Annotated in this window: 23 protein-coding genes; 13 read left to right on the top strand and 10 right to left on the bottom strand. The window is 73.1% G+C overall.

Annotated elements, in window-relative coordinates:
* Positions 1–140 precede the first annotated feature (140 nt).
* The 3 genes from MRBLMG1_RS16345 to MRBLMG1_RS16335 all read left to right on the top strand — a co-directional run bounded on the left by MRBLMG1_RS16345 (position 141) and on the right by MRBLMG1_RS16335 (position 5,702).
* A complete protein-coding gene (locus tag MRBLMG1_RS16345; protein WP_367824738.1) occupies positions 141–1,715 on the top strand; it encodes a hypothetical protein in 1,575 nt (524 codons plus the stop codon).
* Between the two features lie 130 nt (positions 1,716–1,845).
* Entirely contained in the window at positions 1,846–3,213 is a 1,368-nt protein-coding gene (locus tag MRBLMG1_RS16340; protein WP_367824737.1) for an alpha,alpha-trehalose-phosphate synthase (UDP-forming), read from the top strand.
* 182 nt (positions 3,214–3,395) lie between these two features.
* A complete protein-coding gene (locus tag MRBLMG1_RS16335) occupies positions 3,396–5,702 on the top strand; it encodes an immune inhibitor A domain-containing protein (protein ID WP_367824736.1) in 2,307 nt (768 codons plus the stop codon).
* Positions 5,703–5,774: 72 nt separating this feature from the next.
* Here MRBLMG1_RS16335 and otsB read toward each other — a convergent pair whose 3' ends face one another.
* From otsB to MRBLMG1_RS16315, 4 genes are all read right to left on the bottom strand, one after another.
* Positions 5,775–6,623 (bottom strand): trehalose-phosphatase, encoded by an 849-nt coding sequence (gene otsB, locus MRBLMG1_RS16330; protein WP_367824735.1) that lies wholly within the window; start codon positions 6,621–6,623, stop codon positions 5,775–5,777.
* A gap of 68 nt (positions 6,624–6,691) precedes the next feature.
* A complete protein-coding gene (locus tag MRBLMG1_RS16325; protein WP_367824734.1) occupies positions 6,692–7,594 on the bottom strand; it encodes a hypothetical protein in 903 nt (300 codons plus the stop codon).
* A gap of 203 nt (positions 7,595–7,797) precedes the next feature.
* A complete protein-coding gene (locus MRBLMG1_RS16320) occupies positions 7,798–8,094 on the bottom strand; it encodes a DUF3263 domain-containing protein (RefSeq protein ID WP_367824733.1) in 297 nt (98 codons plus the stop codon).
* 12 nt (positions 8,095–8,106) lie between these two features.
* Positions 8,107–9,390 (bottom strand): extracellular solute-binding protein, encoded by a 1,284-nt coding sequence (locus MRBLMG1_RS16315; protein WP_367824732.1) that lies wholly within the window; start codon positions 9,388–9,390, stop codon positions 8,107–8,109.
* Between the two features lie 200 nt (positions 9,391–9,590).
* Between MRBLMG1_RS16315 and MRBLMG1_RS16310 the strand changes: the two genes are divergently transcribed.
* From MRBLMG1_RS16310 to MRBLMG1_RS16300, 3 genes are all read left to right on the top strand, one after another.
* Positions 9,591–10,541 carry an ROK family protein gene (locus MRBLMG1_RS16310; RefSeq protein WP_367824731.1) on the top strand — a complete coding sequence of 317 codons (951 nt, stop codon included), beginning with the start codon at positions 9,591–9,593 and terminating at the stop codon, positions 10,539–10,541.
* Positions 10,541–11,695: an N-acetylglucosamine-6-phosphate deacetylase gene (gene nagA, locus MRBLMG1_RS16305; RefSeq protein ID WP_367824730.1), complete on the top strand. Its 1,155-nt coding sequence runs from the start codon at positions 10,541–10,543 to the stop codon at positions 11,693–11,695. The genes MRBLMG1_RS16310 and nagA overlap by 1 nt, the downstream gene beginning before the upstream one ends.
* Positions 11,696–11,839: 144 nt before the next feature.
* Positions 11,840–12,760 (top strand): 1-phosphofructokinase family hexose kinase, encoded by a 921-nt coding sequence (locus MRBLMG1_RS16300; protein ID WP_367824742.1) that lies wholly within the window; start codon positions 11,840–11,842, stop codon positions 12,758–12,760.
* A 22-nt stretch (positions 12,761–12,782) separates the two neighbouring features.
* On the opposite strand, the gene MRBLMG1_RS16295 is transcribed toward MRBLMG1_RS16300, so the two are convergent.
* Both MRBLMG1_RS16295 and cdgB read right to left on the bottom strand, forming a co-directional pair.
* A complete protein-coding gene (locus MRBLMG1_RS16295) occupies positions 12,783–13,745 on the bottom strand; it encodes a CBM35 domain-containing protein (RefSeq protein ID WP_367824729.1) in 963 nt (320 codons plus the stop codon).
* A gap of 72 nt (positions 13,746–13,817) precedes the next feature.
* Positions 13,818–15,542: a diguanylate cyclase CdgB gene (gene cdgB / locus MRBLMG1_RS16290; RefSeq protein ID WP_367824728.1), complete on the bottom strand. Its 1,725-nt coding sequence runs from the start codon at positions 15,540–15,542 to the stop codon at positions 13,818–13,820.
* Positions 15,543–15,825: 283 nt separating this feature from the next.
* On the opposite strand from cdgB, the gene MRBLMG1_RS16285 reads away from it, so the two are divergent.
* Complete coding sequence (locus MRBLMG1_RS16285; protein WP_367824727.1) at positions 15,826–16,392, top strand: flavin reductase family protein; 567 nt, start codon at positions 15,826–15,828, stop codon at positions 16,390–16,392.
* Positions 16,393–16,504: 112 nt separating this feature from the next.
* Here MRBLMG1_RS16285 and arfB read toward each other — a convergent pair whose 3' ends face one another.
* Positions 16,505–16,942 (bottom strand): alternative ribosome rescue aminoacyl-tRNA hydrolase ArfB, encoded by a 438-nt coding sequence (arfB, locus tag MRBLMG1_RS16280; protein WP_367824726.1) that lies wholly within the window; start codon positions 16,940–16,942, stop codon positions 16,505–16,507.
* Positions 16,943–17,117: 175 nt separating this feature from the next.
* On the opposite strand from arfB, the gene MRBLMG1_RS16275 reads away from it, so the two are divergent.
* Complete coding sequence (locus MRBLMG1_RS16275; RefSeq protein ID WP_367824725.1) at positions 17,118–17,693, top strand: TerD family protein; 576 nt, start codon at positions 17,118–17,120, stop codon at positions 17,691–17,693.
* A gap of 61 nt (positions 17,694–17,754) precedes the next feature.
* Entirely contained in the window at positions 17,755–18,279 is a 525-nt protein-coding gene (locus MRBLMG1_RS16270; protein ID WP_367824724.1) for a GNAT family N-acetyltransferase, read from the top strand.
* A gap of 31 nt (positions 18,280–18,310) precedes the next feature.
* On the opposite strand, the gene MRBLMG1_RS16265 is transcribed toward MRBLMG1_RS16270, so the two are convergent.
* Both MRBLMG1_RS16265 and MRBLMG1_RS16260 read right to left on the bottom strand, forming a co-directional pair.
* Positions 18,311–19,888 (bottom strand): M1 family metallopeptidase, encoded by a 1,578-nt coding sequence (locus MRBLMG1_RS16265; protein ID WP_367824723.1) that lies wholly within the window; start codon positions 19,886–19,888, stop codon positions 18,311–18,313.
* 138 nt (positions 19,889–20,026) lie between these two features.
* Positions 20,027–20,566: a GlcG/HbpS family heme-binding protein gene (locus tag MRBLMG1_RS16260; protein WP_367824722.1), complete on the bottom strand. Its 540-nt coding sequence runs from the start codon at positions 20,564–20,566 to the stop codon at positions 20,027–20,029.
* A gap of 223 nt (positions 20,567–20,789) precedes the next feature.
* Here MRBLMG1_RS16260 and MRBLMG1_RS16255 point away from each other — a divergent pair, with 223 nt between their 5' ends.
* The 4 genes from MRBLMG1_RS16255 (at position 20,790) to MRBLMG1_RS16240 (ending at position 24,546) form a co-directional block, all read left to right on the top strand.
* The gene (locus MRBLMG1_RS16255; protein WP_367824721.1) at positions 20,790–21,959 is read left to right on the top strand and encodes a sensor histidine kinase; all 1,170 of its coding nucleotides are present in this window, start codon (positions 20,790–20,792) and stop codon (positions 21,957–21,959) included.
* The gene (locus MRBLMG1_RS16250; protein ID WP_017242455.1) at positions 21,959–22,579 is read left to right on the top strand and encodes a response regulator; all 621 of its coding nucleotides are present in this window, start codon (positions 21,959–21,961) and stop codon (positions 22,577–22,579) included. Before MRBLMG1_RS16255 ends, MRBLMG1_RS16250 begins: the two co-directional genes overlap by 1 nt.
* A gap of 176 nt (positions 22,580–22,755) precedes the next feature.
* Entirely contained in the window at positions 22,756–23,964 is a 1,209-nt protein-coding gene (locus tag MRBLMG1_RS16245) for an FAD-dependent monooxygenase (protein ID WP_367824720.1), read from the top strand.
* An 81-nt stretch (positions 23,965–24,045) separates the two neighbouring features.
* Positions 24,046–24,546 (top strand): hypothetical protein, encoded by a 501-nt coding sequence (locus tag MRBLMG1_RS16240; protein ID WP_367824719.1) that lies wholly within the window; start codon positions 24,046–24,048, stop codon positions 24,544–24,546.
* Positions 24,547–25,623: 1,077 nt separating this feature from the next.
* Here the strand turns inward: MRBLMG1_RS16240 and MRBLMG1_RS16235 are convergent.
* On the bottom strand, positions 25,624–26,292 hold the full coding sequence (locus MRBLMG1_RS16235; RefSeq protein WP_367824718.1) for a pentapeptide repeat-containing protein: 669 nt from the start codon (positions 26,290–26,292) through the stop codon (positions 25,624–25,626).
* Positions 26,293–26,459: the final 167 nt, after the last annotated feature.

Here is a 26,459-nt window from a genome sequence, read left to right as displayed (position 1 = left end):
CCGCGGGGGTGCCTGACTGCCCGTGGCGGCCGGGCGCCGCGGGGTGCCTGGGCGGCCGGGGCGGGCCGCGCGCCCGCGGCGCGGCTTCACCGCGTGGCGTTACGCCCTACGATGATCCGCTTTACCTACATTGCCCTTTTATGCGCTTCAGACGACATCACCTGGGCAGAGTGCTGGCGGCCATCGGCCTGACGGCGGGTTCGCTCGCGTTCACGGCGGCCGGACCCGCCGCCGCGGACGTGGTCGAGCCCTTCGGCGAGCGGTACGGCGATTCGCTGTACGGCGACTTCACCACCATCGGCAACACGGTCATGGGCTGTCCCACCGCCCCCGCCGACCTGGCCGCCCGCTGCGCGACGGCGGCGAGCGGCCAGGGCGCCGACGACGACAGCACCTTCGTGATGCGGCGCGTCGACGCCGCCGGCCTGGCGGCGGGCACGCCGCCCGGCCACGGTTCGAGCACCGGGCACGTCGTCGTCCCGGCCGGCGCGGAGGTCGCGTACGCCCGGTTGTTCTGGGGCGGCAACGACGGCACGTACAAGGGCCCGAGCGGCGCGCTGCTCAAGCGCTGCGACGTCTCCGGCGCGGACGTCGCCCCCTCGCCCGGCGACCCGGCGACGACCGCCCCGGTGATCAAGGTCGGGGCGCGCGCCGCCCTCCCGGTCTCGATCGACAGCATGGTCGTCGACCCGTCGGACACCGGCGGCCCGCACTACTACACGGGCGAGTCGGACGTGACCGCCGCGTTCAAGGGCGTCTCGGGCACGGACGCGCGGATCGCGGTCGGCGGCGTCTGGGCGCCGAACGGCAAGGGCTGCGTGGCGGGCTGGTCCCTGACCGTCGTCCACAGGTTCCCGGCGCCCGACCCGGTCCACGCCCCCGAGCGCCGGAGCGTCCACGTCTACGGCGGCCACGTCCTCCAGCGCTCCACCTCGCCCGCCACCACGATCACCGTGGACGGCTTCCACCGCGGCCCCGGCACCGTACGGGCGAGCGTCACCGCCTACGAGGGCGACCGGAACACCCCGGGTGACAGGTTCCTCGTCGACGGCAAGAACGTCACCGAGCCCTCCACCGGCGACACCGACAACTTCTTCGTCGGCGGGAACGACGGCGCCGTCTCCCCCAAGCCGACCGGCGACCTCGGCATCGACGCCAAGGCCTTCGACGTCCCCGCGGGCGCCGTCCCGCCCGGCGCGACCTCGGCCGACCTGACCTTCTCCACCAAGGGCGACACCTACGTGCCGTCCGCCCTCGCCTTCTCCGCACCGGTCCCCGACCTGGAGATCGCGAAGATCAAGAACCCGCCCGCCGGCGACGGCCGGCTCCGCGACGCGGTCGAGGTCGAGCCCCCCCGCTCCCCCTGCGGAGACGGCAGCGAGGACCCGACCTGCGCCGCGGCCCCGGTCCTCGACCTCCCCGAGCCCGGCGCGTCCTCGAAGCCCACCCCGTCGGACCCCCCGCCGAGCCCGACCCCGCCGGAGCCGACCGCGTCCGGCGCACCGTCCTCCCCCGCCCCCGTCCCGTCCACGACGGCCCCGGTCCGCCCCGCTCCCCCGGCCCCCGGCCCGCAGGGCGGCCGTTCCTCCTCCGGCTCCATGGCGGAGACGGGCGGCAACGGCGAGCGCCTCTGGCTGCTCGGCGCCCTCGCCGTGGCCCTCGCGGCGACCGGCCTGGTGGCGAAGGCGGCCCTGCGCGGCAGCCGGCGCGACTGACGGGCCGGCCGCCGAAACCGCTGGCCGCGCCCCTGCCCGAACCGCTGACCTGCGACGACTGAGCGTGGCCGAATCAGCCTGTCTCGTATACGTACGTTTGAGCGTTTACGGGACGGGCTAGGTTCGCCACATGGCTACTGTGCTCGTGGCATCCAACCGGGGCCCCGTCTCGTACGTCCTCGGCGCCGACGGCTCGCTCGACGCCCGCAGGGGCGGCGGCGGCCTGGTCTCGGGGCTGAGCGCCGTGTCCGCCCAGGAGAGCCTGTGGGTGTGCGCGGCACTCGGAGAGGGCGACCGCGAGGCCGTCCGCCGCGGCACCGGCGAGCCCGGCGTCCGCATGCTGGAGATCCCCCCGGACGTCTACGGCGACGCGTACAACGGCATCGCGAACTCGGTGCTCTGGTTCCTCCACCACCACCTGTACGACATCCCCCGCGAACCCGTCTTCGACGCCGCGTTCCGCCGCCGCTGGGACTCGTACCGCGCCTACAACCAGGCCTTCGCGGACGCCCTCGCCGCCGAAGCCGACGAAGGCGCCGCGGTCCTCGTCCAGGACTACCACCTGGCCCTCGTCCCCGGGCAGCTCCGCGCCCTCCGCCCCGACCTGCGCATCTCCCACTTCACGCACACGCCCTGGGCGTCCCCCGCCTATCTGCGCATGCTCCCCGACGACATCCGCGAGGAACTCCTGCGGGGCATGCTCGGCGCCGACCGGCTGGGCTTCCACACCCGGATCTGGGCATCCGCCTTCGAGGCCTGCGCGGACGAGTCCGGCGGCCTCGGCAGCACCCGGGTGGCGGCGTACCCCCTGGGCGTCGACGGCGAGGAGCTCCGGGCGCTCGCTCACCGCCCCGAGGTGGACGAACGGCTGGCGCGGCTCCGCGAGGAGGTCGGCGACCGCAGGACCATCGTCCGCGTCGACCGCACCGAGCTCTCCAAGAACATCCTCCGCGGCCTCCTCGCCTACCGCGAGCTCCTCACCACCCACCCCGAATGGCGCGACCGCGTCGTCCACCTCGCCTCGGCCTACCCCTCCCGCCAGGACCTGGAGTCCTACCGGTCGTACACGGCCGCCGTACGGGAGCTTGCCGACGAGATCAACGCCGAGTTCGGCACGCCCGACTGGCAACCGGTCCTCGTCTCCGTGAAGGACGACTTCACCCGCTCCCTCGCCGCCTACCGCCTCGCCGACGTCGCCCTCGTCAACCCCGTCCGCGACGGCATGAACCTCGTCGCCAAGGAAATACCGGTCGTCTCCGAGTCCGGCTGCGCCCTCGTCCTCTCCCGCGAGGCCGGCGCCCACGAGGAACTCCACGCCGACGCCCTCACCGTCAACCCGTTCGACGTCTCCCAAACCGCCGAAGCCCTCCACACCGCCCTCTCCATGTCCCCTGCCGAACGCGCCGACCAGGCGAAACGCCTCGCGGCAGCCGCCACGGCCCTTCCCCCGCAGCGCTGGTTCCTGGACCAGCTGGACGCACTCGGGACCGAGGGCTAGCGGGTTCCCCCGCGTCCTGCGGGCGGAGGATCCGACGCGGGCGGTGAATCTTCTCCTCCGATAATCGGGACGACCTCTCCCCTGAGAGGTCGTCTCGTGTCAGACTCTGCGGCGATCGTTCCCCCAGGCGATCCGTTTTTCCCCATGAGGCACATGAGGCAAGCGGAAGGATCGCAAAAAACGTGAAGAAGATTGTCGTGGGCATGACCCTCGGGTCGGCGCTCACCGCACTCCTCGCCGCGGGGCTCGTCCCCGCCGCCGCGCAGGAAGCCAAGGACGCCGCGCCGGCGGGCGCGCAGGCCCACCGGTCGGACAACCGCCCCGGACCGCTCACCAAGCAGCGCACCGAGCTCCGGGAGAAGGCGATCGACCTGATCGCCAAGGGCAAGGCGAAGGCGAACGCCGAGGGCGTCGTCGAGGTCGCCGACGGCAAGTTCGTCGAGACCGAGACCACCACCGCCGACCGCCAGGAGAAGATCTTCACGATCCTCTCCGAATTCGGCGACCAGGGCTCGGGCAAGCTCGGCACCGTCCCCGGGCCGCTGCACAACCGGATTCCCCAGCCCGACCGGACCCAGGACAACTCCAACGCCTGGACCGCCGACTTCTCGAAGCCCTACTACGAGAACCTCTTCAACGGCTCCGGCGAATCGATGAAGACGTACTACGAGAAGCTGTCCGGCGGCCGCTACTCGGTGACCAACACGGTCGAGGACTGGGTCAAGGTCCCCGGCAACGCCTCCACCTACGGCGACAACGCCGTCGAGGACACCGGAGGCTCGTGGGCCTTCATCCAGGACACCGGCGACGCCTGGTGGAACGCGCAGACCGCGGCCGGCAAGTCGCCCGCCGAGATCGACGCCTACCTCGCGCAGTTCGACGTCTGGGACCGCAACGACTGGGACCACGACGGGAACTTCGACGAGCCCGACGGCTACATCGACCACTTCCAGGCCGTGCACGCCGGCATGGGCGAGGACGCCGGCGGCGGCGCGCAGGGCGAGGACGCCATCTGGTCGCACCGCTGGTTCGTGAACGGCGACGACTACGGCCTCACCGGCCCCGACGTCTCCGGCACCCAGAACAAGGGCGGCGGCGCCCGCATCGGCCAGTCGAAGTACTGGCTCGGCGACTACACCACCGAGGGCGAGAACGGCGGACTCGGCGTCTTCTGCCACGAGTTCGGCCACGACCTCGGCCTGCCGGACTACTACGACACGGACGGCGGCGAGAACTCCACCGCCTTCTGGACCCTGATGAGCTCCGGCTCCTGGCTGAGCCACGGCGCCGCCGCGAACGCGGGCATCGGCACCCACCCGGGCCTCATGGGCGCCGAGGAGAAGCTCTTCCTCGGCTGGCTGGACTACAGCGACGCCCCGCTCGGCGCCGACGGCACGTACACCCTGAACCCGGCGCAGCTCCAGGTCACCGGCAAGGACCAGGCGGTCCGCGTCGCGCTCCCGGACAAGACGAGCAGCACCTCCTACGCGACGCCCACCTCGGGCACGCACGCCTGGTGGACCGGCTCGGCCGACGGCCTCAACCAGTCCCTCACCCGCTCCGTCCCGGCCGCCCCGAGGGTGACCGTCAAGGCGAGCGCCTGGTACGAGATCGAGGCCGACTTCGACTACCTCTTCGCCGAGTACTCCCTCGACGGCGGCGCCACCTGGGCCCGCACCGGCGACCCCGTCTCCGGCTCCTCCGCCGGCAAGTGGACGACGCTGCGCTACTCGTACGACTCCGCCGGCAAGCCGTCCCTCTTCCGCTTCCGCTACCAGAGCGACGGCGGCGTGCACTTCGCCGGCGCGTTCCTCGACGACATCACCCTGGCCTCGGGCGGTACGAGCCTGGCGGCGGACGACGTCGAGAACGGCGTGAACGGCTGGACCGCGCAGGGCCGCTGGAAGATCTCCACCGGCACCGAGACGGCCACCTCCCCGCGGTACTACCTCCTGGAGAACCGCGAGTACGTCGGCTCCGACGCGCTCCTCGCCGAGGGCCCCTACCAGTTCAGCAAGGGCGTCACCGCCCCCGACTGGGTCGAGTACTTCAGGTACCAGAACGGCCTGCTCGTCTGGTACGTCGACCGGTCCTTCGACGACAACAACGTCAGCAACCACCCCGGCGGCGGCTCGGCGATGGCCGTCGACGCCCGGCCGGCCCCCTTCAAGTACACCGACGGGACCGCGCCCACCAACCGGCGCCAGCCCTTCGACGCCACCTTCGGCCTGGAGGCCACCGACGCGACCTGCCTCCACAAGGAGGTCCTGGTGGGCAAGGGCGGCAACAAGACCGTCGAGACGCAGGCGGCCTGCGCCCCCTCCGTCCCCGGCATCCCGGTCTTCGACGACACCGACCCCAACGCGTACTACGACACCACGGCCCCGCAGGCCAGCGTGAAGGTCGCCGGTCACGGCGTGCGCGTCACGGTCACCGGCGACGCCGGCGACGACCTGACGATCAGCGTGACCAACCCGGCCGCGCACTGATCCAGGCTCGACCCGCGAGGGCGGTACGCGGGGCCCAGGCCCCCCGCACCGCCCTCGCGGCATGCCCGGCCCTCAGCCCGCGGCTTCCCGTACCGCCCTCGCCAGTTCCGTCAGGAACGCGACCACGCCCGGCGGGCCCTGCACCGAGAGGTCGGCACGCTCCTCCAGCTCGGGGACCTCGGCGGAGCCGCTGCACACGAGCAGGCCGGGCGTGCCGTCGGAGCGGAGCTTCTCGACCGCGGCGAAGGCGGGCAGGTCGCCCAGGTCGTCGCCCGCGTACAGCACGGACCCGGCACCCACCTCCCGTACGTACTCGGCGAGCGCCACCCCCTTGTCCATGCCCGGGGGCCGCAGCTCCAGGACCATCCGGCCCGGCTCCAGGACGAGCCCGTGGTGGGTGGCGAGCTCGCCGAGGGGACCCTTGAGAGCCTCGAAGGCGCCCTCCGGGTCGAGGGCGCGGCGGGTGTGGACGGCGACCGCCCGGCCCTTCTCCTCGATCCACACCCCCGACCAGGCACCGGCCCGGTCCAGGAACCCGGGAAGTTCGGCGCGGACCGAAGCCACCCCCGGGTGCGGGGCGGCGGCTCGCACGGTGCCGGTGACGGCGTCCCAGCGTTCGGCGCCGTAATGGCCGAGGACGACGAGGTGCTCAAGGCCCGGCACCCCGGCGAAGCCGCCGTAGCGGACGGCGACCCCGGCGGGGCGGCCCGTCACCACGGCGACGGAGGCGACCTCGGGCGCCAGTGCGGCGAGGGCCGCCACGGCACCGGGGTGCGCGCGGGCTCTCTCCGGGTCCGGGACGATCTCTGCGAGCGTGCCGTCGAAGTCGAGGGCGACGACGGCCTTCGCCGGCCGCGCGAGCAGCGCGGCCAGACCGTCGCGGCCGGAGGACGTGGCCGGGTGCGGGAGGCTGCTGACCATGCTCCCGACCCTACCGACGTACGGCCGCCGCGTCAGCGGGGCCTGCGTCACCCCGCGGCTCGCGGACCTCAGTGGGCGGGGACGACCCTGACGCCGCTGAGGTACGTGAAGGGCGGGCCCATGGCGAGGACGCGCTGTTCGCCGGTGACGGGATCCACCCGGAACACGGTGGGCTCCCTGGTCAGCGCCTTGTTGTCGGTGACCAGCAGGGTGCCGTCCGCCTCGATGGCGATGGCGGCGGGGGTGTCGAAGCCGCCGCCGGAGGAGACGGTGGTCTGCTTCCCGCTCACCGGGTCCACCTTGATCACCCCGCCGACGAAGCCCTCGAACGCGTTGGCGTCGACGACCATGATGTTCCCGTCATGGTCGATCACCACGTCCACGGGGCTGCGGAGACTGCCACCGGACGAGATCACCGTGCGCGCGCCGCTGACCGGGTCGATCCGGACCACCTGGGGTGCGGGGGGCTCCGGGACGGGGCCGGCCTGTTCGACCGTCACGATGCCGCCGTCGGCCTCCACGCACAGCCCGCAGGGGAACAGGGGATCGCCCGTGGCGTCGCCCACCGACAGGACGGTCTGCTTCCCGGTGACGGGGTGGATCCGGATGACGGCGCCCGCGCCCTTGGCGGCGATGTCGGCCACCAGGATGCCGCCGTCGCTCTCGACGGCGACGGCCATCGGGCTGACGAGGTTCCCGTCGGAGGACACCACCGTCTGCTTCGTCGTCCCGTGCGACCGGGAGAGCCGCAGCAGCGTGCCGCCGCCGGGATGGTGTCGGTCCTTGGTCACCAGGACGTCGCCGTCGGCTTCGAGGGCGATTCCGGTGGCTCCCACGAGGTCGCCGCCGAGGGCGAAGAATCCCCGCAGTCCGGTCGCGGGAACGTAGAAGTGCACCCCGCCCTGGCAGCCGAAAGCGGACGAGTCGGACAGCAGGACGGTGCCGGCGGGAAGCATGGCGTCGGTGGTCACGGCGGCTCCTTGAGGAGGGGAGCGAGGGGGACCGGCCCACTCAATCCCAGGCCCCGCCGCCGCCCGCCGAACCCGGCCCCGCCACGCCGCCCGGCGGGCGCCGAATCGTCCGATCGCAGCACCGGGCGTGCGGACGGCCGCGGCGGGCGGGCGACCCCGGCGAGCGGATGGCCGCGGCGGACAGCCGGCGATGTCCCCGCCCTCTAGCGCCGCCGCTGCTTCTCCTCGCGGACCCGGCGGAGCCGGTTGACCGTGACCGGGTCGTGGGCGAGGGCGCGGGGGTCGTCGAGGAGGGCGTTGAGGAGCTGGTAGTAGCGGGTCGGGGAGAGGCCGAGCCGTTCGCGGACGGCCCGTTCCTTGGCGCCGGGGCCGGGCCAGGAGCGCCGTTCGAGGGCGAGGAGCGCCTGCTCGCGCGGGGCGAGACCGGTGGCGTCCGAGGGCGGCCCGTCCCCGTCCGGGGGCGGGCCGCCGTCGTGGTCTCGTTCCTCGCTCGCGGTCATACGACCAACCTATTACTCGGCGGACTCCGCCGCCGTCGCCGCTCGGCCGATGGCGCCGAGGACGGCGGCGGGCTTGGCGTCGGGGGCGACGGCCTTGCCGATGTTCTGCTTGACGTTCTCGCTGACCTTGGCCCAGGAGGTCTTGCCGACCGGGGGGAGCTGGGCGTTGGGGAGGCCCTTGAGGAACTCGCGCAGGTTGGCGTACTCGGGGTCGGTCTCCATGCGGGTGGAGGCGCTGACGGTGACGGGCAGCAGGTCGTTGTCACCGGCGAACTTGAGGACGTTCTCGTCGCTGAAGGCGAAGTTGAGGAAGTCGCCGATCTCCTTGCGGTGGCCGTTCTGCTTGAAGCCCATGATCCAGTCGGCGACGCCCATGGAGGACTTGGGCGTGCCGTCGGCGCCGGGCAGCGGGACCTGGCCGACCTTGACGCCCTTCTTGGTGGCTTCCTTGACGAGCGAGGGGTGGCCGTTGAGCATGCCGACGTCGCCGCGCGCGAAGGCGGCGAAGGCGGCCTTGCGGTTGAGCTTGCCGGGGGCGACGGGGCCGGTGAGGCCCTTGCCGACGAGGTGGGTCCGGAGCCACTCGAAGGTGCGGACGTTGGCGTCGGAGTCGATGGCGTAGTGGTCGGTGGCGTCGGTCCAGCCGCCGCCGCCGCTGAGCAGCCACATCAGGGTCTCGGCCTGGGCCTCCTCGGGGCCGAGGGGCAGCGCGAAGGGGGTGGGGACGCCGTCGCCCTTCAGCTTCTCGGCGGCCGCGGCCAGCTCGTCCCAGGTCGTGGGGGCCTTGAGTCCGGCCCGGTCGAAGAGGTCCCGGTTGTAGAAGAGGGGCCGGGTGGAGGCGACGAAGGGCAGGCCGTACTGGGTCCGCTTGGTCTCGCCGGCGGCGACGAGCGGGGCGAGGAAGTTGGCCTGGACGGGTATCGAGAGGATCTCGTCGGCGGCGTAGAGCTTGCCCGCGGCGGCGTAGTCGGCGTAGGCGCCGATCTGGGCGATGTCGGGGGCGTTGCCGGCCGCGACCATCTCGGCGACCTTGCGGTCGACGTCGTCCCAGGACTCGACCTGGAGTTCGACCGTGACGCCGGGGTGCTTCGCCTCGAAGGCGGCGACGAGGTCGGTCCAGTACTTCTTGGTGGAGTCGCCACCGGTCAGGTCGTACTCGGCGGCGACCAGTCTGAGGGTCACGTCACCGGAGTCGCCCCCGAGGGAGCCGCACCCGGCGACCGTGCCGGTCAGTCCGAGGGCGGCGGCGGCCGCGGTCAGTCCAAGGAATCGTCGCCGCTCCACGGCTTCATCCACCTTTTGCTCGTCGTTGAGCTGCGCCGAGCGGAGTGTTCGCTCTTCGCAGGGCCGTAAGTCTCTCTCGGGCCGGGCATGAGGTCTACACCACTTGGGTATCACTTCCGCAACTCGGCCCGGAGCTCGAATTTGTATCCGTACGCAACAATCCTCGGCAGTGGACTAGACCTTTTGGGTCGTCGCGCGACAGACTGTCCCTCGTGAGACACGTCATCGCCCTCGATGTGGGCGGCACCGGCATGAAAGCCGCCCTCGTCGGGGCGGACGGCACCCTGCTCCACGAGGCCCGCCGCGCCACCGGGCGCCGCCGCGGCCCCGAGGCCGTGGTGGAGACCATCCTCGGCTTCGCCGAAGAGCTCCACGCACTCGGCCAGGAGCGGTACGGCGAACCCGCCGCGGCCGCCGGAGTCGCCGTCCCCGGAATCGTCGACGCCGACAACGGCATCGCCGTCTACGCCGCGAACCTCGGCTGGCGCGACGTTCCCATGCGCGAACTCCTCAGCAGCCGGCTCGACGGCATCCCCGTCGCCCTCGGCCACGACGTCCGCACCGGCGGCCTCGCCGAAGGCCGCATCGGCGCGGGCAACGGCGCCGACCGCTTCCTCTTCGTGCCCCTCGGCACCGGCATCGCCGGCGCCATCGGCATCGGCGACCGCATCGAGGCCGGCGCCCACGGCTACGCCGGAGAGATCGGCCACATCGTCGTCCGCCCCGGCGGCACCGACTGCGGCTGCGGCCAGCGCGGCTGCCTGGAGCGCTACGCCTCCGCCTCCGCCGTCTCCCAGGCCTGGGCCGCCGCGAGCGGTGACCCCGACGCCGACGCGGCCGACTGCGCGAAGGCCGTCGAATCCGGCGACGCCACCGCCGTACGGGTCTGGCAGGACGCCGTCGACGCCCTCGCCGACGGACTCGTCACCGCCCTCACCCTGCTGGACCCCCGCACCCTGATCATCGGTGGCGGTCTCGCCGAGGCCGGGGAAACCTTGTTCACACCACTCCGGGCCGCGGTGGAGGAGCGAGTCACGTTCCAGAAGCTGCCCGCCATCGTCCCGGCGGCCCTCGGGGACACCGCCGGATGCCTGGGCGCGGGCCTCCTCGCCTGGGACCTGCTCGCCGACCAGCCCCCCACCGACTCGGAGGTTTCCGCCTGATGGCCGATCACAAGGTTCTCGCCGGCGCACACGTCGTGCTGCCCACCGGGATCGTCGAGAACGGACGGGTGATCGTCGCAGGCGACCGCATCGCGGGCTCCTCCCCCGAGGGCGCCCCGACCGTCGACCTCACCGGCCACTGGCTCGTCCCCGGCTTCGTCGACATGCACAACCACGGCGGCGGCGGCGCCTCCTTCACCTCCGGCACCGCCGACGACGTCCTCAAGGGCGTCCACACCCACCGCCTGCACGGCACGACCACCGTCGTCGCCTCCTTCGTCACCGGCGAGATGGACTTCCTCACGCAGCGCGCCGGACTGCTCTCCGAACTCGCCGAGCAGGGCGAGCTCGCCGGCCTCCACTTCGAGGGCCCGTTCATCTCCCCCTGCCGCAAGGGCGCCCACGACGAGACGCTGCTCCGCGACCCCGACCCGGCCGAGGTCCGCAAGCTCATCGACGCAGGCCGCGGCCAGGCCAGGATGGTCACCCTCGCCACCGAGCTGCCCGGCGGCCTCGACTCCGTGCGCCTCCTCGCCGAGCACGGCGTGATCGCCGCCATCGGCCACACCGACGCCACGTACGAGCAGACCGTCGCGGCCATCGACGCCGGCGCCACCGTCGCCACGCACCTGTACAACGCGATGCCCGCCCTCGGCCACCGCACGCCCGGCCCGATCGCCGCCCTCCTGGAGGACGAGCGGATCACCGTCGAGCTCATCAACGACGGCACCCACCTGCACCCCGCCGCCCTGGAGCTCGCCTTCCACCACGCGGGCCCCGAGCGCGTCGCCTTCATCACCGACGCCATGGACGCGGCCGGCTTCGGCGACGGCCGCTACATGCTCGGCCCACTCGCCGTCGACGTGAAGGACAGCGTCGCCCGCCTCGTCGAGGGCGGCTCCATCGCCGGCTCCACCCTCACCCTGGACCGCGCCTTCAAGCGCGCCGTCACCATCGACGGCATCCCCGTCGAGTCCGTCGTCCAGGCCATCTCCGCCACCCCCGCCCGCCTCCTCGGCGCCTACGACCGCGTCGGCTCCCTGGAGCCCGGCAAGGACGCCGACATCGTCGTCCTCGACGCCGCGTTCGACCTCAAGGGCGTCATGCGCAAGGGCGAGTGGATCGTCGACCCGACGGCGGCCGCAACGGTCTGATCAGGAGTCATGCGCGAAGGCGGTCGGCCGGGGGTCTGGGCCAACCGCCTTTCGTTTGGCATGATCAGTGCCCGTCGGAACGGTCGTTCCACACCCTCCCCGCGGAGCGCGGAGCGAGGAGTACGGAGTACGGGGGTGGAACAGGTGATCCTGACGGTCACCCTCAACACGGCACTGGACCTGACCTATCGGGTCCCCGCCCTCGTCCCGCACGCCTCCCACCGGGTCACCCAGGTCATCGAACGCCCCGGCGGCAAGGGCCTCAACGTCGCCCGGGTGCTCGCCGCCCTCGGCCACGAGACGGTGGCCACCGGCTTCGCGGGCGGCGCCACCGGCGCGACCCTGCGGGAGCACCTCGCGGCGACGCCCGTACGGGACGAGCTCGTCGAGACGGCGGGACCCACCCGCCGCACCGTCGCGGTCGTCGACGCCGCGACCGGCGACACCACGCAGCTCAACGAACCGGGCCCCGCCGTCACACCCGCCGAGTGGACCGCCTTCCGCACCCGCTTCACCGAACTCCTCGACGGGGCACGGGCCGTGGCGCTCTGCGGGAGCCTCCCGCCGGGCATCCACGTCGGCGCCTACGCCGAACTCGTCCGGCTCGCCCGCGCCGCCGCCGTGCCCGTCCTCCTCGACACCAGCGGCGAACCCCTCCGGCGCGGCATCGCCGCCCGCCCCGACCTCGTCAAACCCAACGCCGACGAACTCGCCCAGCTCACCGGCTCCCGCGAACCCCACCGCGCCACCCGCGACGCCCGGCGTCGCGGCGCCCACGCGGTGATCTCCTCGCTCGGCCCCGAAGGCCTCCTCGCCGCCACCCCCGAGGGACTGTGGCACGCGGCCCCGCCGACCCCGGTCCGCGGCAATCCGACGGGCGCCGGCGACTCGGCCGTCGCCGGCCTCCTCGCGGGTCTCGTCGACGGCGCTCCCTGGCCCGAACGCCTCGCCCGGGCCGTCGCGCTCTCCGCCGCGACCGTCCTCTCCCCGGTGGCCGGAGAGTTCGACACGGCCGCCTACGCGGACCTACTGCCCCGCGTAAAGGTGACGGAAGAGACCCCCTGAGGGGCCCGCCTCCCGCGCCGGGCTAACCCGGGGTGACTTCCAGCCAGTCGAGCAGCACGTTGCACTGGTTGCCGGCCTCGCACGAGATCTTGATCTCGTTCTCGCCCTTCTGGAGGGTGACCGGCGCCCAAGTGGTCTGCCAGTTCTTCTCCAGGTTCGGGTCCGAGGAGGCGATGAAGTTCTTCAGACCGATCGGCTGGGTGTTCGCCTTGCCGTTGACCGTCAGGGTGGCGTTGGCGTCCACCGCCGGGATGGCGTAGCGCACGGTCAGGCGGTACTTGCCGTCCGTCGGCATGTTCGCCTTCCAGGTCACCGAGGCGCCGACCTGGTTGAAGCCCGAGACGTACACGCCGCCCGCGCCCTCGGCGCCCTTGACGACGGTCTCCGTCGCCGCGGTGCCGCCGAGCTTCAGCGTCGCCGCGTCCTGCTTGGGGAGTTCCTCGGGGGTCTTCTCCGTGCTGGGCTCGGTGCTGGGCTGTTCGGAGACCTGGGAGGGCGCGGTCGACGGCGTGCCGCCGGCCTGCCCGTCCTTGTCCTTGTCGCCCGAGTTGGTGATCACGGCGGCGGTGATGCCGACGACGACGACCGCGACGACCGCGACCGCGCCGATCAGCAGGCCCCTGGTGTTGGGGCCGCCGCCGGAGCCGCCGCCGCGCTGGGGCGGGATCGGGGACTGGCGGGTCTGCTGGCCGCCGTGTGCGCCGCCGTAGGTCTCGGGCGCGGCGTACTGCGCCTGCGGCTGGCCGTAGGAGGCCTGCTGCTGCGGCGGGACGTACGGCTGCTGCTGGCCGTACTGGCGCTCGCCGACCGTTCTGACCTGGTTGTACGAGGTCCGGGGCACGCCGGGCTGGGCGGGGGCGGGGCCGGGGTAGCCGTAGCCACCGCCCTGCGGGGGCTGAGCGCCCGCTGCCTGGCCGTCCGCGTAGAGATAGCCGAACGGATCGTCGTTCTCGGGCTTGTTCGCGCCGTCGTTACCGGCAGCCATCCGGGTCACCTCTCCATGCTCGCCAGCCGTCGCCGACCGGCCGAGCCTACCCCGAACGGGCGAGCGCGCGACTCAGCCCGCCCGCCGATGGACCTTGGCACGGGAGCGTTTCTCCACGTACATCCGCTGGTCGGCGGAGTTCAGGACCTCTTCGACGGTCATCCCGCACTCGGCCCATCCGATACCGAAACTGGCGCCGACCCGGACCGCCCGCCCGTCCACCCGGATCGGCGGAATGATCGCGTTGCGGAGGCGTACGGCCAGGTCGGCGGCGTCCGCGGCGCCGAGGCCGTCGGCGAGGACCACGAACTCGTCACCGCCGAGCCGGGCGACGGTGTCCCCGTCCCGCACGCCGGTGGTGAGCCGGCGGGCGACCTCGATGAGGACGGCGTCGCCGGTGTGGTGGCCGAACCGGTCGTTGATCGACTTGAAACCGTCGAGGTCGCAGAAGAGGACCGCGAGCCCCTTGGTGCCGTCGTCGACCTCGCCGCCCGTGGGCGCGACCGCGTGGACGTGGTGGTCGTACGGCCCGGCGACGCCCGCCGGCTCGAAACCGAAGCCGTGCTCGTGCTCGTGCTCGTACGGCTGCGGCTCGTACCCGGAGTCGTAGGAGGTGTCGTACGCGGTGTCGTAGGAGGCCTCGTGGCCGGCCGCGTAGCCGCCGTCCCGCGCGGAGTCGTACGCGCCGTACACCGCCTCGTCCCCGGGCGCCGACGGACGCTCGCAGATGCGGGCGGAGAGGCGGGAGCGCAGCTCGGCGCTGTTGGGGAGACCGGTGAGGGCGTCGTGCGAGGCGCGGTGGGCGAGCTGGAGCTCGTGCCGCTTGCGCTCCTCGATGTCCTCGACGTGTGTGAGGAGGAAGCGGGGGCCGTCGGCGGTGTCGGCGACGACCGAGTTGCGCAGGGAGACCCAGACGTACGTCCCGTCGCGCCGTCCGAGCCGCAGCTCCGCCCGGCCGCCCTCGGCGGAGGTCCGCAGCAGGGTGCCGATGTCCTCGGGGTGGACGAGGTCGGCGAAGGAGTAGCGCCGCATCGCGGACGCGGGCCGCCCGAGGAGCCGGCACAGCGCGTCGTTGGTCCGCAGCAGCCGGCCGTGCTGGTCGCCGCCCATCTCGGCGATGGCCATGCCGGAGGGGGCGTACTCGAAGGCCTGCCGGAAGGACTCCTCGCTGGCCCGCAGGGCCTGCTGCTCGCGCTCCAGGCGGACCAGGGCGCGCTGCATGTTGGAGCGGAGGCGGGCGTTGCTGATGGCTATGCCCGACTGGGAGGCGTACATCTGGAGCGCCTCCTGGCCCCAGGGGCCCGGGTGCCTGCCGTTGCGCGGGCGGTCGACGGATATGACGCCGAGGAGTTCCCGGCCGGAGCCCGAGGCGTACATGGGGGCGTACAGCCGGTCGTGCGGGTGCCACTCGTCCTCGAAGCGGGGCGCCGGGCCGTCCGTGTGCCACTGGGGGACGTCGTCCTCCATCAGCACCCAGCCCTCGGTGTGCGGGATGAACCGCAGATCGCCCCACGCGACCCCCATGGCCAGGCGTCGCTCCCAGGACTCGCGGGGGCCCACCCGGCCGGTGATCAGGGCTTCGGCGGCGGAGCTTCCGGCGAACGCGGCGACGACCAGGTCACCGTCGGGACGGACGAGGTTGACGCAGGCCAACTCGTAGTTGAGACCCGCGACGACACCGTCGGCGACGGTCTGCAGGGTGTCCGCCAGGCTGCGCGCAGTGTTGAGGTCCGCCACGACCTGATGCAGCTGCCGCAGGGTCGAGAGACGGACGTACGGCTCCGACTCGGTCTCCATCGCTCGCTCTCCCCGAGACCTCGACAGCAACTCCAGGGTTCTCATCGGCTACGTGTTGCACTGTCACTGCCACTGAATCACAGCGAGCTGCGCACCCGGTACACAGGGTCAGCAAATACTGGCCTCTGTGACTCAAGTCACAGCAGGTCATGGCGGGTCGCACCTTTCCTCCTGAGGCCCCGCGCCATAGGGCGCGGAGGGGGTGGGCCTAGGTCCGGCGGGGGTGCCCGACTGGTCCCCACGCCCGATGCGGACGGCGCGGGCAGCGGCATAGCGTGCGGGTGTGCTGCAGAAGACCCCCGCCCCGCCCCCCGTCTCCGACCTGGCCATCCCCCATGCTGAGGGGGTGAGCAACGACGAGTTCCGGGCGGCCATGTCCCGCCTCGCGTCCGGCGTGGTCCTGGTGACCGCGCACGACCCCGACGACGGTCCGCGCGGCGAGGACGTCGGCATGACGGCCACCGCCTTCATGTCGGTCTCCCTCGACCCGCCCCTCGTCCTGGTCAGCCTCCGCAACGGCTCCCGCATGGACGACCTGCTCACCGACGTCCCCGTCTGGGCCGTCTCGATGCTCGCCGAGGACCAGCGGCACATCGCCGGCCGCTTCGCCATGAAGAACCGCGTCAGCGACCGCCTCCTCTTCGCCGACCTCCCCCACACCCGCGGCGAGGAGAGCGGCGCCCTCCTGATGGACGGCGCGCTCGCCACCCTGGAATGCCGCACGGAGAGCCGCGTCGTCGCCGGCGACCACACCCTTGTCGTGGGCCGCGTCCTGACCGCCGCCCTGCCACCGTCCTCGAAGAACGGCCCGCTGACGTACTTCCAGGGGAAGTACCGCCACCTGTCCTAGGGGGTGTCGCCGGCCCGGGGTGTCGCCGTCCGGCCCGGGGTGTCGCCGTCCGGCCCGGGGAACCGGGCAGGGCCCGCCGGGCGAGCCCCGGGAGCGTCCCGAGTGCTGCGGCTCAGCTCCAGTCGCGGGACTGCCGGGTCTTCTTCGTCTCCGACCGCTGCTTCTTCTCGCGCAGCCGCCGCTCGTTGATCCCGCGCGGGATCTTCGTCGCACGTCGGGGCTTCGGCGGCGGGGCCGTCGCCTCGGCGAGCAGCGCGGCGAGGCGCACCGCCGCCGTCTCGCGGTTGCGCCACTGGGAGCGGTGCTCCGAGGCGCGGACCGACACGACGCCGTTGACGAGGCGGGAGGCGAGTCGCTCCAGGGCGCGCGCCTTCCACACCTCGGGGAGCGACTCGGTGGCCGCGAGGTCGAAGCGGAGCTCCACCTGCGAGTCGCTGGTGTTGACGTGCTGCCCGCCCGGCCCCGACGACCGCGAGAAACGCCACTGGAGCTCGGCCTCGGGAAGCGAGACGGAGCCGCGGATGGGATAGGGACCGGACATGCCCTCCATGTTCCCCGGAGGGGACCATCGGAGTCATCCTGTTTTCACCGGAAACCCCGCGGGAAATGCTGCGGGAGACCGGGCGGGCGACCGCACGGGAGACCGGGCGGGAATCCGCACGGGAACCGCCGGGGCCGCACACGCGTTTCTCCAGGCGAAGACATCACGATGAAAGGGACTTTCCATGGCTGTGAGCCTGTCCAAGGGCGGCAACGTCTCCCTGACCAAGGAGGCCCCGGGCCTCGCCGCCGTCACCGTGGGCCTCGGCTGGGACGTCCGCACCACCACCGGCACCGACTTCGACCTCGACGCCTCGGCGATCGGCGTGGACACCGCCGGCAAGGTCGCGTCCGACGCGCACTTCGTCTTCTTCAACAACAAGTCGACGCCGGACCAGACCATCGTCCACACCGGTGACAACCGCACCGGCGAGGGCGGTGGCGACGACGAGCAGATCAACGTCAACCTCGCGGCCCTCCCGCCGACCGTCGACAAGATCGTCTTCCCGGTCTCCATCTACGACGCGGTCAACCGCTCGCAGAACTTCGGCCAGGTGCGCAACGCGTACATCCGCATCGTCAACCAGGCCGGCGGCGCCGAGCTCGCCCGCTACGACCTCTCCGAGGACGCGGCCGTCGAGACCGCCATGGTCTTCGGCGAGCTCTACCGCAACGGCGCCGAGTGGAAGTTCCGCGCCGTCGGCCAGGGCTACGCCTCCGGCCTGGAGGGCATCGCCCGCGACTTCGGCGTCAACCTCTGATCCGTCGCGTGACGGTTGAGCCCCGGCCGGGATTCCCGGCCGGGGCTCTACCCTTTCCCGCGTGATCGTCGACACCCTCGCCCCCAAGGCCCTGGAGGACGGCGCCGCCCTCCCCGGGACGCTGCTCACCGAACTCACCGCGCTGTACGCGTCGAACGCGGAGTTCCAGCAGCTCACCGGCGACTTCCCGGACCCGTCCGACATCCGACCCGAACAGGTCGCGGCCGCGCTCGCCGACGACCTCGCCCAGCCCACCGCCGAGGTGCTGCTCGCCCGTTCCGAGGGCCGGCTCGTGGCCGTCGCCGTCACCCTCGGCCGCCACCCCGACCCGGCCGACCGCGACCCGTGGCTCGGGCTCCTCATGGTCCACGCGGACGAACGGCGCGCGGGCCACGGCCGCCGCCTCGCCACGTACGTCGAGGACCGCTTCCGCACCGCCGGCCGCACCGGCCTGAAGCTCGCCGTCCTGGAGAACAACCCGAAGGCCCTCGCCTTCTGGACCTCCCTCGGCTACGAGGAGACCGACCGCCGCCCCGACCTCGCCCACGGCCGCCCGTGCGTGGTGATGCGCAGGTCCCTGACGTAGGGGGTGTCCTGTCGATGACGCCCGGCCCGCCTCAGGGCCCGGCCGGCCGCCCGTCGCCGTACAGCCAGACGTCCCACAGCGCGTCGAGGTCCTTGCCGGCCACGCCCTCCGCGTAGGCCGTGAAGTCGGCCGTGGTGGCGTTGGCGTGCCGGTACTTCGCGGGCCAGCCGCGAAGGATCTCGTCGAAGACGTCGTCGCCGACGGTCTCGCGCAGCTTGTGCAGGACCATCGCACCGCGTTGGTACACGGGCGCGTCGAAGAGGTTCTCGGCGGCGGGCGGAGCGGCCGGCGGAAACGCCCAGTTGGCGTCCTGGGCGAAGGCCCGCTCGAAGTGCGTCCGGGCGGGGACGTTCTCGTACTGCTCCGCGTACAGCCACTCGGCGTACGTGGCGAAGCCCTCGTTCAGCCACAGGTCCCGCCAGGTCGCGGGGGTGACCGAGTTCCCGAACCACTGGTGGGCCATCTCGTGCACGAGGGTCGTCCGGTCGAACGACGCGGCGGGGAACACGGGCCGCGTCTGCGTCTCCAGGGCGTAACCGAGGGTCCCGTCCTGCACGACGATCGCCCCGGCGGCGGAGAACGGGTACGGCCCGAAACGCTCCGCCTGCCGGCCGAGGATCACGGGGATCTCGTCCCGCAGCGCGGCACTCCCCGCCGCGACCGACGGCTCCACGGCGGTCAGGACGGGCACGGAAGCGGAACCGTCGCCGTCGCCGTCGCCGTCGCCGTCACCGTCGCCGTCACCGTCGCCCGAACCGGAACCGGTCCCGGCATCAGGAGGGGGCCCGGCATCGTTCCCGGCATCGGCATGGGTCCCGGCATGAGTCCCGGCATCGGTATGGGTCCCGGCATCACTTCCGGTACCGGCCCCGCCACCGGCATCCGCGGTCGCCGTGCCCGTCTCGTACCGGCCGATCGCGACCGTCGCCAGATAGCTCGCCATCGGCTCGGCCGAGTGCCACACGCTGGTGACACGACCGTCCTCGCCCGTCCAACGCTCCGTCCTCACCCCGTTGGAGAACGCGTCGAGGCCGGCCGGGACGGTGAGCGCGATGTCGTACGCGGCCTTGTCGGAGGGGTGGTGGTTGCCGGGGAACCACGTCATGGAGCCCTCCGGTTCGCCCACCGCCACCGCCCCGCCGGCCGTCCGCAGCCAGCCCTCCGTGGAACCGTCCGCGTCGGTGATCGCCTCGGGCACGCCCGCGTACGTGACGGTGGCCCGGAACTCCGTGCCCGCGGGGATCTCCTCGTGCGGCCGGAGCGTCAGCTCGTGCCCGGCGCGGTGGTACGCGGCGCGGGTGCCGTCGACGGTCGCCCCGCTCACGGTCAGCCCGTCGAGGTCGAGGTTGAAGGCACTGAGGTCCTGGGTGGCGCGGGCCGTGATCTCGGCGGTGCCGTCGAGCCGCCCGGTGCCGGGGTCGTACGCCAGCGACAGCGCGTAGTGCACCGCGTCGTAGCCGCCGTTGCCGAGCTTCGGAAAGTAAGGATCGCGCAGCCCCGCGGACCCGGGAGTGCCGCGGACACCACCGGTGGCCCCCGCACATCCGCCCGCGCACAGAGCGAGGGCGATGAGGACGGCTACGGCTCCGGTCCGGTGGCGCTGGGTCACGTACCGATCCTAAGCAACCCTCCCGAACCGGGCGCGTACGGAACAGCCACCCTCCCGAACCGGGCGCGTACGGAAGGAACCGTGGTCACCCGTGAACGGCGGCGGCGCCCGGCGGGGGGTCCGGGCGCCGCCACCGGCTCAGTTGCCGAGCGCCGCGACGCCGACCTGGGCGAACTTCTCGTCGAGGTCGCCGGAGGGGGCGCCGGCGACTCCGATGCCCGCGATCGGGGCGCCCTTGGCGGTGACGGGGGCGCCGCCGGCGAGGAAGAGGGTGCCGGGGATGTCCTTCAGGGTCGGGGCGTTGGCGAGCCGGCCGGCGAGGACGGAGGTCGGGGCGTTCCAGGAGACGGCGGTGTACGCCTTCTTCTCCGCCGACTCGTAGGACTGCGGGCCGGCGCCGTCGCCGCGAAGGGTGACGAGGGTGTTGCCGTTGCGGTCGACGACGGCGACGGAGACGCGCTGGTTCTCCTTCTCGGCGGCGTCGAGCGCGGCCTGCGCGGCCTTGGTCGCGGCCTCGATCGTCAGGTGCGTCGACGTCTGGAGGTTGCCGTTCTCGGCGTCGGCCGTGATCGCGGTCGGAGCGGCGGCGGCCGGGGCGGAGGCGTTCGCGGAGACGACACCGAACGTACCGGCGGCGATGACGGCGGCGGCGGTGGCACCGAAGAGGATCTTCTTCATGACGGACTCCGTGAGGCGTGAGGATGAGGCACTGCGGGGAAGGTGTTCGTTCGCTCTGGAATCCATCCTGTGGCCGGGACCGGGGCCCGCCGGTCCACGTACCGGCTGCCCTCCTCACGCACACTGGAGGACGGCCGGGTCAGCCGATCGGCTGATGCCCCTGTGGTCCCCGCGGGCCAGGATGGACAGATAACCCCAGGTCAGGTGGCAAGGAGGTGGCGCGGTGACACGGCCGGCGGAGCAGGACCGGGACCCGGACACCCGATGGCTGGCGCGGGTCATGCACAGCGCCTTCTTCCTCCTCCTCGGCGCCTCGCTGGCCCGCTTCCTGCTGCGCCACCCCTGGGAGGAGCGCAGCCCGTGGATCATCGCCCTGTCCGGCGCGCTCGCCTCCCTCTACCTCCTCGGCCCGGTCGTCGGCACCCGAGCGGCCCCGCGCAGGATCGCCTGGCTCGGCACGGTCGTCGCCGTCTGGATCGTCCTCGTCGTCCTCGCGCCCAGCTTCGCCTGGTGCGCGGTGCCGCTCTTCTACACGGGCCTGCGCACCCTCCCCGCGCGGGCCGCGCTCGGCCTGGTCACCCTGCTCACCGCGTTCGTGGTCTTCGCCCAGGTGCAGCTCGCGCACGGCGGCTGGGACCCCAACCTGATCGTCGCCCCGCCGGCCGTCGCCGCCCTCGCGACCGGCGCCTTCGTCTACTCCGACCGGCAGGCGGCACGACAGCGGGCCCTCATCGCCGACCTCATCCGCACCCGGCGCGAACTGGCCGCCATCGAGCGGCGCGAGGGCACGCTCGCGGAACGGCAACGGCTGTCGATGGAGATCCACGACACCCTCGCGCAGGGCCTGTCCAGCCAGCAGATGCTGCTCCAGGCCGCCGACCGCACCTGGGACAGCGACCCGTCGACGGCCCGCCGTCACGTCCGTACCGCCGAGTCCATCGCGGAACGCAACCTCGCCGAGGCCCGGCGGTTCGTCCACGACCTCGCCCCCGCCGACCTCGCCCAGGGCGGCGGCCTCGAAGAGGCGCTGCGCGGCCTCGCCACCCGCGAGTCGGCGGCCTTCCGCGTCGACGGGATCGCGGTACCGCTGCCCGAGCGGGTGCAGTCCGCACTGCTGCGGATCGCCCAGGGCGCCCTCGCCAACATCCGCGAACACGCCGGCGCCGAATCCGCCGCCCTGACCCTCACCTACCTCGACGACCAGGTCGTCCTCGACATCGCCGACGACGGCCACGGCTTCGACCCCGCCGACACCCCCGGCGGCGTCCGCGGCCACGGCCTGCCCGCCATGCGCGTCCGCGCCCGGCAGCTCGGCGGCACCCTCACCGTCGAATCCGCCCCCGGCGAGGGCACGGTCCTCTCCGCCGCCATCCCCCTCACCCTGGAGCCCTGATGTCCGTACGCATCCTGCTCTGCGACGACCACGTCGTCGTCCGCGCCGGGCTGCTCGCCCTGCTCGGCAGCACCCCCGACATCGAGGTCGTCGGCGAGGCGGGCAGCGGCGAGGAGGCCGTCGCCATGGCGGCCAAGCTCAAGCCGGACGTCGTCCTCATGGACCTCCAGCTCGGCGCGGGCATCGACGGCGTCGAAGCGACCCGCAGGATCGCGCCGACCGGCGTCCACGTCCTCGTCCTCACCACCTACGACACGGACGCCGACATCACCCGCGCCATCGAGGCCGGCGCCACCGGCTACCTCCTCAAGGCCGAACGGCCCGAAGAGCTCTTCGCCGCCATCCACTCCGCCGCCCAAGGCCGCACCGCCCTCTCCCCGCCCGTCGCCAGCCGCGTCATGGACGTGATGCGAGGCGCCGCCGGCCCGAGCCTCACCGACCGCGAGCGCGACATCCTCGGCCAACTCGGCCGCGGTCTCGGCAACCGCGAGATCGCCCGCGCCCTCTTCATCAGCGAAGCCACCGTGAAAACCCACCTCGGCCGCATCTACGCCAAACTCGGCGTCGACACCCGAGCCGGCGCCGTAGCCGTCGCGAAGGAACGCCGCCTGCTGCCGTAGGGGGCGGTGCGCCGCGCCCACCCCCTCACCACCCCCTCACCGCCCCTCACCGCCCCTTCCCCGAGACGGGTGGCTCACCGCGCCGACAGGCCCTCCGGACCACCCCCCACTGCTACTGTGCGCTACTGCCTGACCGCACGGTGTCATGCATCGGTTCGTTCTCCGTGGGAGCGCACGTGAAGCTCGCGATCGTCGGCGGCGGCCCCGCCGGCCTGTACCTCTCGATCCTGCTGAAGCGGCAGGACCCGACGCACGACATCGCCGTGTACGAGCGGAACCCCGAGGGCTCCACCTACGGTTGGGGCGTCACCTTCTGGGCCGGACTCCTCGACAAGCTGCGCGCGGGCGACCCCGAGTCCGCGGCGGCGGTCGCGGAAGCGTCCGTGACGTGGACCGACGGCGTCGCGATCGTCCGCGACGAACGGACCGTCCACCGCGGCGACGCCGGCTTCGGCATCGGCCGGCGACGCATGCTCGGGCTCCTCGCCGACCGCGCGCGGGAGCTCGGCGTCCGGGTGGAGTTCGAGCACGACGTCCCCGGCCCCGACGCGCCCGAACTCGCCGACGCGGACCTCGTCGTCGCCGCCGACGGCGTCAACAGCGCACTCCGCGAAGCCCACGCCGGCCACTTCGGCCCCACCATGACCAGCGGCCGCAACAAGTACATCTGGCTCGGTACGACCAAGGTCTTCGACTCCTTCAGCTTCGCCTTCAAGGAGACCGAACACGGCTGGATCTGGTGCTACGCCTACGGCTTCAGCGGCGAACGCTCCACCTGCGTCGTCGAATGCTCCCCGGAGACGTGGCAGGGCCTCGGCCTCGACACCCGCGGTGAAGCCGACAGCCTGAACCTCCTCGAAAAGCTCTTCCACGACCTCCTCGACGGCCACGAGCTCATCGGCCGCGACCGCGCCGACGCCCCCGCCCAATGGCTCACCTTCCGCACCCTCACCACCCGCACCTGGCACCACCGCAACCTCGTCCTCCTCGGCGACGCCGCCCACACCACCCACTACTCGATCGGCGCCGGCACCACCCTCGCCCTCGAAGACGCCCTCGCCCTCGCCGAAGCCCTGCACGGCCACCCCGACCTGGACACCGCTCTCACCACCTACGGCAAGCGCCGCCGCGCCGAACTCCTCTCCGCCCAAAGCGCCGCCCGTTACAGCGCCCAGTGGTACGAAAACCTCCCCCGCTACATGGCCCTCGAACCCGCCCACATGTTCGCCCTCCTCGGCCAACGCCACTCCCCCCTCCTCCCCCACATCCCCCCTCAGCTCTACTACCGCCTCGACCGCGCCGCCGACCACCTCCAACCCCTCCGCCGCCTCAAGCGCTGGCTCGGCCCCCACCTCGCCCGAGCCCTCCACACCCGCCGCTCGTGACGGAAGCCGGGGCGTCGGGATGAGAGCCGGGGGTGGTCCTCGCGTGCGTGGCCGGGCCGGTGCCGTGACACCATCGGTCACGTGCTCGACATCGGCTACTCCCTCTCGCGTCGCTTCCCCGACCCGCCGCAGACCGACTACCGCCGCGCGGACGTCCACTCGCTGCGCCACGACCTGTTCTGCGGGGACGTGTACCTCGCCGACACGGAGGCGGACCGCGAGGTGTCCACAGCCTGGGGATGGGTGCCGGTGCTCGACTTCGCCTGGGCGCTGTGCGACATCGTCGAGCAGCTCGACCGGGACCCGCGAGGCAGCCGCGCCGCACAGCCGCAGTACGCCGAACTCGACTTCACCGAGTCCTCCGACCGCATGCTCTTCGAGCGCCGCTTCGGGTGGGTCGACGTCGAGGCCGACTGGATGCCGGGCGACGAACCGCCGATCACCTTCAACCACACGGCGCTCCGCCGCGAGGCCCGCGACTTCCTCCACGACCTCATCGCCGACCTCACCGACATGCACGACGGCCTCGCCGACAACCCCGCCATCTGGTCCCTCCAGGCCCGCTTCCCCCGCCTGACCTAGCCCCGCCCCCAGGGCGGCACCCGCCGCCCCGCGCCGCCCGGCCCCCGCGCCGCCCGGCCCCCGCCCCATCCCCGGCACCACCGCCCGCCCACACCCCCACCTCGTACGGGCCTCGCCCGCCCACGCGGCCCCGTGCTCCCGGCCAGAACGCCTCCGCGCCCTGCCCCGTCCGCGCGCCCCGCGCCCTCACCCACGCGTTGGCCCGCGCCCCCGCGCCCTCACCCACGCGTTGGCCCGCGCCCCCGCGCCCTCACCCACGCGTTGGCCCGCGCCCCGGCGCCCTCAGCCACGGGTGGGCCCGCGCCCCGGCGCCCCCAGCCTCGCCGTGGTAACCACGCCCAGGGCCCCCGTCCCCGCCGCAGCCGCCAGCCACCCCCGTGTGGGCCCGCGCCTAGGCGCCTCCGCCCCACCATGCAGACTGCCCCCAGGCAGCCCGTCCCCGCCACGGCCGCCGCAGACCGACCCCCGTGTGGACCCGCGCCCAGGCGGCCCCGGCCTCGCCGTGTGAACCGCGCCCAAGGCCCCCGCCTCCGCCGCAGCCGCCGCCCACCCCCGTGTGGGCCCGCGGCTGGCCGCCTCGCCCCCGCCGTGTGGACGGCGCCCAGGGCCCCCGTCCCCGCCGCAGTCGCCGCCCACCCCCGTGTGGGCAATCGTCCCGCAGGGCGGGACGGGTGGGCACACGGGACGGCGCCCTCGGCGGCGCCTCCGCTCCTTGTGCCCGGCCCGCACCCCGAGCTCGCCGCACGAAGGGTGCGGGGTTCAGGACCGGAAGCCTGGGCCCGGCACGGGGCGCCGTCCGCTGTGCCCACCCGTCCCGCCCCTGGCGGACGATTGCCCACAACGGGGTGAGAGGCCCACAACGGGCGGCAGAAGCAGGGCGGGTAGGCCCGCACCAGCGGACCGACGGCCCTCAACGGGCAGCGAGAGCAGAGCAGGCGGGCCCGCACCCGCGGCGCGAAGGTCCACGACGGCACGGGCGGATGGGCATCGCCCGGCAGCGCGAAGGGCCAACCCGTGAGGCCCCGGGCAGCCGGGCCCCCGCCAACGCCGCCGGCGACGGCGACGGCGACGGCGGGTTCAGTCCTCCACCCGCACCCCCAGCCGCGCCGCAAGCACCGGTGCCAAGTCGAGGAGTTGGCCCGTCGAGATGACCGCGCCGGAGAGGGATTCGACGCCGCGGGCGATGTCGAGACGGGGGACGCCGCGGAGGTCGACGTCTTTGAGGCGGGCGCCGGTGAAGTCGACACCGGTGAGCACGCAGTCGACGAATTCGACGCGTTCGAGGACCGCACCGCCGAAGTCGGGCTCGCTGAGCACGCAGCCTTCGAAGACGACGTCGCGGAGTTTGGCGGACCGCAGGTTGAGGTAGTCGCTCTTGCCGCCCCGCACGACGACGCGCTCGAACACGGCACCGTGAAACTGCGCGCCGCCGAGCCGCGCGTTCACGACTTCGACGTCGCGCAGTTGGGCGCCGGAGAGGTCGGTGCCCACCCCGCGTACGCCCGTCAGGAGGGAGTCGAGGAAGCGGGCGCCGGACAGCCGCGCACGGTCGAGTCCGCAGTCGCGCAGTGCGCAGTCGAGGAAGCGGGCGCCTTCGCCGGACTGGGCGGTGAGGTCGAGTCCGGCCAGTTCGAGGCCGTCGTAGTCGCCGTCGGGCCGGAGGTCGCCGTCGTATGCCGCCAGGGGAGGCAGGCGTACTTCCGGCCGCCGCGCTCCCGCCACTTTCTTCTTCCGTGCCATCGCCATGACCTCATGGTGATGTACGCCACTGACAACGCCTCGGATGTCACGAACGCGGACCCGCCTCCCGTCCCCCGTACGAGACCGGCGCACGGAACCGGCGTACGGAACCGACGTACGGGACCGCACCAAGGGACCGGGGTACGGGACCGGCGTACGAGAGCGGGACGAGG

The organism is Streptomyces sp. LMG1-1-1.1, from assembly GCF_040815545.1.
GTDB lineage: Bacteria > Actinomycetota > Actinomycetes > Streptomycetales > Streptomycetaceae > Streptomyces.
This window is presented reverse-complemented; position numbering and strand designations above follow the sequence as displayed.